12 protein-coding genes are annotated in these 12268 nt (G+C 59.7%); 7 read left to right on the forward strand and 5 right to left on the reverse strand.

Features of this window, described 5'->3' with window-relative positions; genetic code table 11:
- Window positions 1-18: 18 nt before the first annotated feature.
- From AOA62_RS25965 to AOA62_RS25990, 6 genes are all read left to right on the forward strand, one after another.
- Window positions 19-1401: a pitrilysin family protein gene (locus tag AOA62_RS25965; protein ID WP_099550156.1), complete on the forward strand. Its 1383-nt coding sequence runs from the start codon at window positions 19-21 to the stop codon at window positions 1399-1401.
- Between the two features lie 70 nt (window positions 1402-1471).
- Window positions 1472-2503 (forward strand): DUF5924 family protein, encoded by a 1032-nt coding sequence (locus tag AOA62_RS25970; protein WP_017139074.1) that lies wholly within the window; start codon window positions 1472-1474, stop codon window positions 2501-2503.
- A gap of 54 nt (window positions 2504-2557) precedes the next feature.
- Window positions 2558-3706 (forward strand): ABC transporter permease, encoded by a 1149-nt coding sequence (locus AOA62_RS25975; protein ID WP_099550157.1) that lies wholly within the window; start codon window positions 2558-2560, stop codon window positions 3704-3706.
- Window positions 3703-4506 (forward strand): ABC transporter ATP-binding protein, encoded by an 804-nt coding sequence (locus tag AOA62_RS25980; protein WP_017139076.1) that lies wholly within the window; start codon window positions 3703-3705, stop codon window positions 4504-4506. Before AOA62_RS25975 ends, AOA62_RS25980 begins: the two co-directional genes overlap by 4 nt.
- 1 nt (window position 4507) lies before the next feature.
- Window positions 4508-5446 (forward strand): MlaD family protein, encoded by a 939-nt coding sequence (locus tag AOA62_RS25985; protein ID WP_056861024.1) that lies wholly within the window; start codon window positions 4508-4510, stop codon window positions 5444-5446.
- Window positions 5443-6054, forward strand: a complete 612-nt coding sequence (locus AOA62_RS25990; RefSeq protein ID WP_099550158.1) for an ABC-type transport auxiliary lipoprotein family protein — start codon at window positions 5443-5445, stop codon at window positions 6052-6054. The genes AOA62_RS25985 and AOA62_RS25990 overlap by 4 nt, the downstream gene beginning before the upstream one ends.
- A 92-nt stretch (window positions 6055-6146) precedes the next feature.
- Here the strand turns inward: AOA62_RS25990 and AOA62_RS25995 are convergent, their stop codons facing one another.
- The 5 genes from AOA62_RS25995 to AOA62_RS26015 all read right to left on the reverse strand — a co-directional run bounded on the left by AOA62_RS25995 (window position 6147) and on the right by AOA62_RS26015 (window position 10539).
- The gene (locus AOA62_RS25995; RefSeq protein WP_017139079.1) at window positions 6147-7376 is read right to left on the reverse strand and encodes a nucleoside recognition domain-containing protein; all 1230 of its coding nucleotides are present in this window, start codon (window positions 7374-7376) and stop codon (window positions 6147-6149) included.
- Window positions 7377-7474: 98 nt separating this feature from the next.
- Window positions 7475-8806 carry a glutamate/aspartate:proton symporter GltP gene (gene gltP / locus AOA62_RS26000; RefSeq protein WP_058421927.1) on the reverse strand — a complete coding sequence of 444 codons (1332 nt, stop codon included), beginning with the start codon at window positions 8804-8806 and terminating at the stop codon, window positions 7475-7477.
- Between the two features lie 729 nt (window positions 8807-9535).
- Window positions 9536-10003 carry an inhibitor of vertebrate lysozyme family protein gene (locus tag AOA62_RS26005; RefSeq protein WP_017139081.1) on the reverse strand — a complete coding sequence of 156 codons (468 nt, stop codon included), beginning with the start codon at window positions 10001-10003 and terminating at the stop codon, window positions 9536-9538.
- Window positions 10004-10005: 2 nt separating this feature from the next.
- Window positions 10006-10170 (reverse strand): DUF1328 domain-containing protein, encoded by a 165-nt coding sequence (locus AOA62_RS26010; protein ID WP_003170804.1) that lies wholly within the window; start codon window positions 10168-10170, stop codon window positions 10006-10008.
- Between the two features lie 78 nt (window positions 10171-10248).
- The gene (locus AOA62_RS26015; RefSeq protein WP_017139082.1) at window positions 10249-10539 is read right to left on the reverse strand and encodes a hypothetical protein; all 291 of its coding nucleotides are present in this window, start codon (window positions 10537-10539) and stop codon (window positions 10249-10251) included.
- Window positions 10540-10917: 378 nt separating this feature from the next.
- Here AOA62_RS26015 and algB point away from each other — a divergent pair, with 378 nt between their 5' ends.
- Entirely contained in the window at window positions 10918-12264 is a 1347-nt protein-coding gene (algB, locus tag AOA62_RS26020) for a sigma-54-dependent response regulator transcription factor AlgB (protein ID WP_017139083.1), read from the forward strand.
- Window positions 12265-12268 lie beyond the last annotated feature (4 nt).

Here is a 12268-nt window from a genome sequence, read left to right on the forward strand (position 1 = left end):
CCCGCCAGGAAGCTTGTTATGCGTCGCCTGTTACTTGCCTGCCTGCTCATGGGCTCGGCACACACCTTTGCCTTCGACCGCCTGCAAGTCGAAGGCTACACCTTGCCCAACGGCCTGCAATTGCTGCTCAAGCCGGGCACCGAGCGTGGGCACGTGGCGATCCGCCTGGTGGTCGGCGTAGGCCTGGATGACTTTCCCTGCGACGAAAAAGAACTGCCGCACTTGCTCGAACACTTGCTGTTCAGCGGCATCGACGGCGGTGGTGAAGGCGACCTTGAGGACCGCATGCAAGCCCTCGGCGGCGAATGGAACGCCTACACCAGCAATGCCGATACCACCTTTGTGATCGAGGCACCCGCGCAAAACCAGCGCAAGGTGCTGGACCTGTTACTGGCGATCCTCACCCGCACCGAACTGACCGACACGAACATCAATGCCGCCAAAAAAGTGGTCGAGCGCGAAGACGGCGGCCATTATTCGCACCTGCAACGCTTGCTCGACCGCCAGGACCTGGGTCACACCGCCAGCAACCAATTGGCCGTCGAACTGGGGCTCAAATGCGCCGAACGTGCCGAAGTCAGCCAACTGACCCGTGATCAGTTGCAAACCCTGCGCACACATTGGTACGCGCCCAACAACATGACCCTGATTATCGTCGGCGACCTCGACAAACTGCTTCCGGCGTACCTGGAGCGCACTTACGGTCAACTTGATCCGGTCGAACCCACCGAGCACCGGCCGCTGCCGGAAATCCAGCACACCGCCGCCAGCCATCGCGACCTTATCCACGGCTGGGTTGGTGACAGCGCCAAACTGCACTGGCTGTTCCCCGAACCGGTTTTGGACGACCAACACGATGAAACCTACGATTTGCTCAAGGACTACCTCGACTGGGCGCTGTACCGTCAGCTGCGCCTCAAGCACGGTTTGTCCTACGGCCCATGGAGTGAGCGCGAAGTGCTCGGCGGCGTCGGCTTCCTCAGCCTGAATGCCGACCTTGAGCGCGACAAACTCCCTGAGGCTGAACAGGTGTTGCAGAACCTCACGGCACAACTGCTCAAGGACGGCCTCGACCCAGCGGTATTCGCCCGCCTGCAGCAAGCTGCCATCGCGCGCCAAGCCTGGGCGGTGCAGGGTAACAGCGCGCTGGCCGACTATTACTGGAGCGCTGCCGGCGACTATGCCGATGGCCATATCAGCGACCCGGCCAAGCGCATCAAGGCCGTCAACCTGGCGCAAACCAACCAGGCCATGCGCGAGGTGTTTAACCAGAAGGGCTACTGGCGCATCGAAAAACCCTTGCTGAGCTATGACGCCCTGAGCTGGATCGGTGCCGGTGTACTCGTGCTGATCGCCAGTGTGTTGATCGGCGTGCGCCTTTATCGCAAACGGATCACGTAATGAGGCACCGAACACCGGGCTAAGACGTTATTCTGTCTGGGATTTTTCCTACACCAATTGTGAATCGCCAATGCCAAATCTACCGCCCCTTATCCAGCGCATTATCGAACTGATCAAGCGCTATCCAGGGGTGATCGCACTCGGCGGTTTCATATCCGGTGTGTGCAGCTTCATCCTGGTGGACCGCCAGCAGGGCATGGCCAGCTGGATCGCGGTGATCATGCTGGTGAGCTGGCTGTGGCTGATGCTGGAAAACAGCTTTACCCAGCTGTTCGCCAAAGTCTTCAAGCGCGAAATCCCCGAGCCGCTGCTGCGCTACGCGACCCAGATGATCCACCAGGAAAGCCTGTTCTTCGTATTGCCGTTCTTTTTCGTCACCACCGCCTGGAACAGCGGCCAATCCGTATTCACTGGCCTGCTCGGCGCGGCGGCGCTGGTGTCGATCACCGACCCGCTGTACTACAAGTGGCTGGCACCCAAGCGCTCGCTGTTCCTGGCGCTGCACACCCTGACCTTGTTCGCGGCACTGCTCACCGCACTGCCCATCATCATGCACCTGACTACCGCCGAGAGTTACAAATTGGCGCTCGGCGTGGCCATGGCGCTGTCGATCCCGAGCCTGGCCGCGAGCCTGCCGCTGCGCAGCGTCAAAGGCTGGGCGATGCTGCTCGGGGTGACGGCCGCCATCGGCTGCGCCGGTTGGTTCCTGCGCAGCTGGGTGCCGCCGGCCACATTGTGGATGACCGAAGTGGCGATCAGCACCCAACTGCAAGACCGCACACCGGGCGATGACCTCAAGGAAGTCACCGCCGCGCAACTGCGCAGCGGCGGGCTGTACGCTTACACCGCGATCAACGCGCCACGCGGGCTGGATGAGCGGATTTACCATGTGTGGAAATTCAACGGCCAAGAGGTCGACCGCATCGCCCTGGATATCCATGGCGGACGCAAGGAAGGCTATCGCGCCTGGACCCACAAGCAGAACTTCCCGGCCGACGCGGTCGGGCGCTGGCAGGTGCAGGTGTTGACGGAGGACGGACAAGTCATCGGCGTGCTGCGTTTTAAAGTCACTGACCCAGCACAAACGGACAACCCAAAGTAGGCCGTATCGTGCTATTACGTAGCAATTGTGGATAGCCAAACAAGCTCGGAGCTTATGACCACTCGTACCACGGCCGGCGCAGCCCACCTCGACACCTCCAGCGTTCCCCCGTTGCTCAGGATTACGGGGGACTGGACGCTTGCCCACTACGCCAATCTTAAAAAGCTGAGCGACAAGCTCGACGGCCAATACGACGCCGGTGCACGCATCGACCTCAATGGCCTCGGCGCCCTGGATACCGCGGGTGCCTCGCTGCTGGTCGAGTTGCTGGGCCCGGAGCGCATCGAGCATTCCGCCGAGCAGACCGATTGCAGCTTGTCTACCGCCGACCGGGCACTGCTCAAAACCGTCTACCGCTCCCTGAACGATTTCTGCGTACCCGACAAAGAGCCGGAAGAAGCCGTCGGTATCCAAGTGCTGGCGCGTATCGGTCGAGCTGTCGACACGGTATGGCAGGACGGCATGAAACTGCTGGGCTTTATCGGCCTGATCCTCGAAACCTTCGCCCGTGGCGTTTTGCGCCCCAAGCGCTGGCGCATCACACCGATGGTCGCGCATATCGAACAAACCGGCCTCGACGCTGCGCCCATCGTCGCGTTGCTGACCTTTCTGGTGGGCGCCGTGGTGGCGTTCCTCGGCGCCACCGTGCTCAAAAGCTTCGGTGCGACGATTTTTACCGTGGACCTGGTGGCGTTTTCTTTCCTGCGAGAATTCGGCGTATTGCTTACCGCCATCCTGATCGCAGGCCGAACGGCCAGCGCCTTTACCGCGCAAATCGGCTCGATGAAGGCTAACGAAGAAATCGACGCGATCCGCACCATGGGCCTGGACCCGATGGAACTGTTGGTGCTGCCACGGGTAATGGCGCTGCTTGTGTCGCTGCCGATGCTGACATTTTTGGCGATGCTCTCGGGGATTGTCGGCGGCGGCGTGGTGTGTGCCGTCGCCCTGGATATTTCACCGGCGATGTTTCTCTCGCTGCTGCAATCGGACATTGGCGTGCAGCACTTTTTGGTGGGGATGGTGAAAGCGCCGATTTTCGCCTTCCTGATCGCGGCGATTGGCTGCCTCGAAGGCTTCAAGGTCAGCGGCAGCGCCGAATCGGTCGGCGCGCACACCACCTCCAGCGTGGTGCAGTCTATTTTCGTGGTGATTGTGCTGGATGCGGTCGCCGCGATGTTCTTTATGGAGATGGGCTGGTGAGTCGTCTACACCGTGCGCCCACTGAGGCGGTGATCGAAGTGCGCGGCCTGTGCAATCGCTTTGGCAGCCAGAGCGTGCACGAAAACCTCGATCTGGATTTGTACAAAGGCGAGATCCTCGCGGTGGTCGGCGGCTCCGGCAGCGGCAAGTCGGTACTGCTTCGCAGCATCGTCGGCCTGCGGCGGCCCAGCGAAGGTGAGGTGCGGGTATTCGGCAAGAACCTGCCCAATTTGTCGGAACATGAACGCTCGCTGGTGGAACGGCGCTTTGGCGTGCTGTTCCAGAAGGGTGCGCTGTTTTCCTCGCTGACGGTCACCGAAAACGTCGCCCTGCCGTTGATCGAACACGCCGGTCTCAGCCGTCGCGACGCCGAACACTTGGCGGCAGTCAAGCTAGCCCTGGCGGGGCTGCCTTTGTCGGCGGCGGATAAATACCCGGCGTCACTGTCCGGCGGCATGATCAAGCGCGCGGCCCTGGCACGCGCCCTGGCCCTGGACCCGGACATTCTGTTCCTGGACGAACCCACCGCCGGCCTCGACCCGATTGGCGCAGCGCAATTCGACCAACTGATCCTCACCCTGCGCGATGCGCTGGGCTTGAGCGTGTTCCTGGTCACCCACGACCTCGACACGCTCTACACCATCACCGACCGTGTGGCGGTGCTGGCGCAGAAGAAAGTGCTGGTGGCCGATGCCATCGATGTCGTCTCGGAAACGGACGACGCCTGGATTCACGAATATTTCCACGGCCCCCGTGGCCGCGCGGCATTGGATGCCGCTCAATCGCTTAACGAGGTATGACATGGAAACCCGAGCCCATCATGTGATGATCGGTCTGTTCAGCGTGATCGTGGTGGTCGGCGCCATGCTGTTCGGCCTGTGGCTGGCCAAGTCCAGCGTCGATAGCGCCTTCCAGGACTACGAGGTGGTGTTCAACGAGGCGGTCAGCGGCCTGTCGCAAGGCAGTTCGGTGCAATACAGCGGGATCAAGGTGGGCGATGTCACCAGCCTGCGCCTGGACCCGAAAGACCCGCGCCGGGTACTGGCGCGCATCCGTTTGGCCGGGCAGACACCGATCAAGGAAGACACCCAGGCCAAGCTGGCACTGACCGGCATCACCGGCACCTCGATCATCCAGCTCAGCGGTGGTACGCCGCAAAGCCCGGAGCTCAAGGGCAAGGACGGCAACCTGCCGGAAATCATCGCCTCGCCGTCCCCCATTGCGCGCCTGCTCAATAACAGCAACGACCTGATGACCAGCATCAACCTGCTGCTGCACAACGCCAACCACATGTTCTCGCGGGAGAACGTCGAGCGCCTGAGCAACACCCTGGATAACCTGCAACAAACCACCGGCGCCATTGCCGACCAACGCGGTGATATCAAGGTGGTGATGCAACAGTTGATGCAGGTGAGCAAGCAGGCGAGCGCCGCGCTGGAGCAAACCACCACGTTGATGCGCAATGCCAACGGCTTGCTCAATGACCAAGGCAAGCAAGCCTTCGGCAGTGCCGAGCAGGCCATGAAGTCGCTGGAACAAAGCACCACGACCATCAACACCTTGCTGACCAACAACAAAGACTCGGTGAACAGCGGCATGCAGGGCCTCAACGAACTGGCACCGGCCGTGCGCGAACTGCGCGAAACCCTCGGTTCGCTGCGCGCCATCTCCCGCCGCCTCGAAGCCAACCCCAGCGGTTACCTGCTGGGCAGCGACAAGAACAAGGAGTTCACGCCATGAAGCGTGCTTACCAAATAATCGCCCCGCTGGCCTTGGTACTGATCAGCGCCTGCTCGATCCTGCCCAAGCCGGATCCGTCTGATGTGTATCGCCTGGCGTCGGCGCCAACCAGCACCCAAGGCGCGCCGGTGAGCTGGTCGCTGCGGGTGTCCAAGCCGCAGAGCAGCGAGTTTCTCGACAGCCCGCGCATCGCCGTAGTGCCAAACGGCGACCTGATCAGCAGCTACGCGAACTCACGCTGGAGCGACCCGACGCCGGTGTTGCTGCGCAATCGGTTTATGGACGGTTTCCAGCGCGATGGGCGGGTGACGCTGCTGAGTACCGACGAGACCAACCTGCAGGCCGATTACGAGCTGGGCGGGCAGTTGCAGGCGTTTCAGAGTGAGTACCATGGCAGTGCGGTGGAGGTGGTGATCCGCCTGGATGCGCGGCTGGTGCGTGGCAGTGATCAGCGGATTATTGCCAGTCGGCGGTTTGAGGTGAAGCAGCCGGTCGGCGATACAAAAGTGCCCGCGGTAGTGGCGGCGTTTGGGCAGGCGGGGGATCAGTTGAATAAGCAGGTGGTGGATTGGGTGGTGCAGCAGGGCAATGCTGCTGCGAAACGCTGAGTGCCTCTTCGCAGGCAAGCCAGCTCCCACATTTGACGGTGTTCACAAATCAAAATGTGGGAGCTGGCTTGCCTGCGATAGCGATCTAAGCCTTAACCAAAAAACCAGTAGCACACCGAAATTGCCGCCACCACACCGGCGAACTCCGCCAGCAGCGCACATCCAACCGCATGCCGCGCGCGCTGGATGCCCACCGAACCAAAGTACACCGCCAACACATAAAAGGTGGTCTCGGTACTGCCCTGAATCGTCGCCGCGACCAACGCCGGGAAGCTGTCCACGCCCTTGGCCTGCATGGTCTCGATCAACAGCGCCCGCGCCGCGCTGCCGGAGAACGGCTTGACCATCGCCGTCGGCAATGCATCGACAAAGCGCGTGTCCATGCCCGTCCAGGCCACCACATGGCGAATCCCCTCCAGGCCAAAGTCCAACGCCCCGGAGGCGCGCAATACGCCCACGGCGCAGAGCATCGCCACCAGATACGGCAGCAGGTTCTTGGCAACATCGAAGCCCTCTTTGGCACCTTCGACAAATGCCTCATACACCTTCACCTTGCGCAACGCACCGATCACCAGAAACAGCATGATCAAGCCAAACAGCGTCAGGTTGCCGAGGATCGACGACAGGCCCGCCAGCGCCGTGGCGGACAGTGTCGCCAGCAACGCCATAAAGCCGCCCAGCATCAGCGCGCCGGGAATCAGATACGCCAGCACCACCGGGTCCCACAAGCGCAGGCGCTGCATGACAGCCACCGACAACAGGCCCACCAGCGTTGAGGCGCTGGTGGCCAGCAGGATCGGCAGGAACACCAGCGTCGGGTCGGCGGCGCCTTGCTGGGCGCGGTACATGAAGATCGTCACCGGCAACAGCGTCAGCGAGGACGCGTTAAGCACCAGGAACAGAATCTGCGCGTTGCTCGCGGTGTTGGGGATGGGGTTGAGTTCCTGCAACGCCTTCATGGCTTTCAGGCCAATCGGCGTGGCGGCGTTGTCCAGGCCCAGGCCATTGGCGGCGAAGTTGAGGGTGATCAAGCCGATGGCCGGGTGGCCAGCGGGCACTTCCGGCATCAAACGGCGAAACAGCGGGCCGAGCGCCTTGGCCAGCCAATCGACGATGCCCGCTTTTTCAGCGATGCGCAAAAAGCCCAGCCATAAGGTCAGGGTGCCGAACAGCAGCACCATCACGTCCACCGACAGTTTGGCCATGGCGAAAATGCTTTCGACCATCGCCGCAAAAATCCCGGCATTACCGCCAACCAGCCATTGCGCCAGTGCTGACACCATTGCCACGACAAAGAAGCCAAGCCACAGGCCATTGAGCATCAGTTGAATCCCCCGAAAGATGGGGCGAATGATAGCGGGGCTGGCAGAAACGACAAACCCCGGAATTTTCCGGGGTTTGTTTCAAAGCAGCGGTGCGATCAGCCGCGGGTAGCTTGTGCGGTCGGCACGGCTTCTTTGCTGCGCCAGTGCGGCAGCGAGTTCCAGTAGCGCTCGCCCTTGGCATCGTCGTACATGCCTTCCCAACGGGAGATGACCAGAACGGCCAGGGCGTTGCCAATCACATTAAGTGCGGTACGCGCCATGTCCATCACTCGGTCGACGCCGGCGATGAAGGCCAGGCCTTCCAGCGGAATGCCCACGCTGCCCAGAGTCGCCAGCAGCACCACGAAGGACACACCCGGCACGCCGGCGATACCTTTGGAGGTGACCATCAGGGTCAGTACCAGCATCAGTTGCTGGCCAATCGACAGGTCGATGCCATACAGCTGGGCGATAAAGATGGCCGCGATACTCTGGTACAGGGTCGAACCGTCGAGGTTGAACGAGTAGCCAGTTGGCACTACGAAGCTGCAGATGGCCTTCGGCGCACCGTAGGCTTCCATCTTCTCGATCACACGCGGCAACACGGTTTCGGAGCTGGCGGTGGAGTAGGCCAGTACCAACTCATCCTTGAAGATGCGCATCAGCTTGAGAATCGAGAAGCCGAACAGGCGGGCGATCAGGCCCAGTACCGCAAAGGCGAAGAACAGGATGGCGACGTAAACCAGGATCACCAGCTTGGCCAGCGGCAGCAAGGAGGCGAAACCGAAGTTGGCGACGGTTACCGCGATCAAGGCAAATACACCGATTGGGGCGTACTTCATGATCATGTGGGTCACTTTGAACATGCTCTCGGACACGCCCTGGAACATGGTCACCAGCGGTTCGCGCAGCTCAGGCTTGAGGCTCGACAAGCCCAGGCCGAACAGCACCGAGAAGAAGATGATCGGCAGCATGTCACCACGGGCAACGGCAGCGAAAATATTCGATGGGATCAGGTTGAGGATGGTTTCGATGAACGCATGCTCATGCTGCACTTCGGCGGCGGTGGCGGTGTATTTGGAAATATCGACGGTACCCAGGGTACTCATGTCGATGCCAGCGCCCGGGTGGAACAGGTTGGCAAGCAACAGGCCGACCACAATGGCGATGGTGGTGACCACTTCGAAGTAAAGAATGGTTTTGACGCCGATCCGCCCCAGCTTCTTCGCATCCCCTACGCCGGCGATGCCAACAATCAGCGAGGAAATCACAATCGGGATCACGATCATCTTGATCAGGCGGATAAAGATATCGCCCGCTGGCTGCAACACATTGCTGATCCACCAGGCTTTTTCAGCACTGAAATGGTTGAGCACTGCACCGATTGCGATCCCCAGTACCAAACCGATGAGGATCTGCCAGGCGAGGCTTAGCTTTGCCTTCTTCATGTCATTACCCTTACTTCAAGTGGACTTAAGGCAAATGCGCCACTCGCAACGCTCGGAAGCGAAAAAGTGTGCGCATTTGCCTCCATGGAAGGTCACCGCAGCATGGCCGAAATGGCTTACTGGCAGGCGAAAAAAGGCGCAACTATTCCCATGCAAGGGTTCGACGTCTAATGCCGTAAACGCCTACCCTATGCCGAATCGGCATGACTTTTTTTGAAATTAGCTGTCCGAACGGTCAGTTCAAATCCGCCATTAAAGCCCGTGAATATGCCGTTAACCGGCCAATACCGGCTCGCTCAGAGATGTTGGACGACTTATACAGGTTGGCGAAAATGCCTGGGAATTCACTGACCTGGCGCCAGAAATGTCCTATGGCGCAGCCAAAATTTTCTCGATAGATGGTCGCCACGAAACACCAAGTAATGGTTAGGCGCGCGCAAAAGAGAAATTGTCGGCTATGAGCCGTATAAGAAGCGGAGCATGAGAGTGACAAGCCCGTCGCAAGTTCAGCAAGCGTGAGGGCTTGTGAACTTGCGTCGCAGCTTTTCACCTGACCCGGCCCTTGCGCAGGCACTCCCTGTACCCGTAGGTCACGCCGATCTCGATTGATCAGAGCAACCCGGCCCCCTGGTCATGCATCACCCTTGGCGGGCGATGCAGACAGAAAGAAGCGAGGGGCTTCTTTCTATGGACGCCGGCTCCGCAGACGACAGACGCATCAGACGGAACCTAGTACCAATTCGGATCTTTCTTAAGCTGCTCCATCAGCAGCTTTTGCATGCCTTCGTTCGGCTTACCGATAAAACGGTAATCGGCGTGCCGTGTCGGGGATTTGTCCGCCGGCAAACCGGCCGGGACTTCCACCAACATGGCGTAGGCATCTTCCTTGTCGAGGCTAAAGGCAACGATCAGGCGCTTGTTCAGGCACGTATCTGCAGTCTCACAGAGCGGCCCCACCAAATACTTGTCGCCATCTTCTTCAACGGCATTCATTTGCTCGGCCGTACCGGACAGGTTCATCACCCATTCCGGCAAGCGCTGTTCTTTCTTCACCACGCTTTGCCAGGTTTCGCGGTACTGCTTATCCGCACTAAGCAATTCGTTGGCTCGGGATTGGCCGTCATTGGCGGCCATCACCAGCCCGCTGCCGCCCAAGAGCAGGGCGGCAGCCATGGTTTTAAAGGACAAAATGGTCATATTCAGCCTCGGCCGCGACGACCAAAGAAGAACGAAGCGATGAACATCACCAGGAAGACCACAAACAGAATTTTTGCGATACCCGTGGCGGTGCCCGCGATACCACCGAAGCCCAGGACTGCAGCCACAATGGCGATGATCAGAAATGTGATTGCCCAACTCAACATGGTGATTCTCCTTACGCTTTTATAGGGGTAACAGCGGTAGTGCCGTGCAGCCGCTCAACACAAGCGACCTTTTCTTGCTTAGAACACCCAGCGCTCTTGGGTTGGCAATTCACCCAGGGTTGAATCCTGGCCTGCCACTCTCAATTGCGGGGCGGTTACTTCAGTAGTAGCGCTGGCGCTGCCAACGGAACGGAAATGGGTTTGGGTCATCGACGGACGTTCGAATTGCGCGGTTTGCTGCTGACTTTGCTGCCAATGCTGCATCTGCTGGCCGGCAATCAACGTGACCATCAAAGCCAGGCTGGCGAACAGACCTTGCTGCAAGCGCAGTGGCGATACACGTAGTTGGCTGAGGCTTTGGCGAGTCATGCTGCATTTCTCCCGCATTTTGATTATTCGTTGGGAGAGCTATTGCAGAGTGCATGCCAGTTTTTTTACAAAATAAAACCCAATAAAATCAATTAGTTATAGATACACCAATACAGTATCGAACAGCATCCTGCACGATGCCCCTTTGCAGGCCGTGCGAAATGCACGATGGTCAGTGGTCGGGTCAATGGATCGAAACAACCGCGGGCGTTGCCGAATTGGCAAGAAGGCAAGAAAACGCCATCAATCGGCGCCTTTGTAGGGGAACGTGAAGATACCTGCGCGAAGATGCCTTTTATGAATCAGAATAAACCATGCAACTTGCCCGATTAATCCGGGACTAAACACCATCATTTATAGTTAAGGAGCGCGGGACAGATGGAATCAGCCAAGGAACTTCAAGGCCGCATTCTTTTAGTGGATGACGAATCCGCGATCCTCCGCACCTTCCGTTACTGCCTGGAAGATGAAGGCTACAGCGTAGCCACTGCCAACAGCGCCGCCCAAGCCGATGCCTTGATGCAGCGTCAGGTATTCGATCTGTGCTTCCTGGACCTGCGCCTGGGTGAAGACAATGGCCTGGATGTGTTGGCCCAGATGCGCATCCAGGCGCCATGGATGCGCGTGGTGATTGTGACCGCGCATTCGGCTGTAGACACCGCCGTTGACGCGATCCAGGCCGGCGCCGCCGACTACCTGGTCAAGCCGTGCAGCCCCGATCAACTGCGCCTGGCCACCGCCAAGCAGTTGGAAGTGCGCCAGCTCTCCGCACGCCTGGAAGCACTGGAAGGCGCAGTGCGCCAACCCAAGGACGGCCTCGATTCCCACAGCCCGGCGATGATGGTGGTACTGGAAACTGCGCGTCAGGTGGCTGGCACCGATGCCAATATTTTGATCCTCGGTGAGTCCGGCACCGGTAAAGGCGAGCTGGCCCGGGCCATTCACGGGTGGAGCAAACGCTCGAAAAAATCCTGCGTGACCATTAACTGTCCGTCACTGACAGCCGAGCTAATGGAAAGCGAGTTGTTCGGCCATAGCCGTGGCGCGTTTACCGGCGCCAGTGAGAGCACGCTGGGCCGCGTTAACCAAGCCGACGGCGGCACGCTGTTTCTCGACGAGATCGGCGACTTTCCCCTGACGTTGCAGCCAAAACTGCTGCGATTCATTCAAGACAAGGAATATGAGCGCGTAGGCGACCCGGTCACTCGACGTGCTGATGTGCGCATCCTCGCGGCCACCAACCTGAACCTGGAAGACATGGTGCGCGACGGCCGTTTCCGGGAAGACTTGCTCTACCGCCTCAACGTCATCACCCTGCACCTGCCGCCCCTGCGCGAGCGCAGTGAAGACATCCTGACTCTGGCCGACCGTTTCCTGGCGCGCTTCGTCAAGGAGTATGCCCGACCTGCACGCGGTTTCAGCGATGCCGCCCGTGAAGCGCTACTTAACTACCGCTGGCCGGGCAATATCCGCGAACTGCGTAACGTGGTGGAGCGGGCCAGCATCATTTGCCCGCAGGAAAAGGTTGAAATCAGCCACCTCGGAATGGCCGAACAGCCGACCAACAATGCCCCGCGTATTGGCGCAGCACTGAGCCTGGACGAACTGGAGAAAGCCCATATCGGCGCCGTTCTCGCTACCAGCGACACCTTGGATCAAGCGGCCCGCACGCTGGGCATCGACGCGTCGACCCTGTACCGCAAACGTAAACAGTACAACCTGTGAGCTG

This window comes from Pseudomonas sp. 2995-3, assembly GCF_002742565.1.
In the GTDB taxonomy this organism is placed as follows: domain Bacteria; phylum Pseudomonadota; class Gammaproteobacteria; order Pseudomonadales; family Pseudomonadaceae; genus Aquipseudomonas; species Aquipseudomonas edaphica.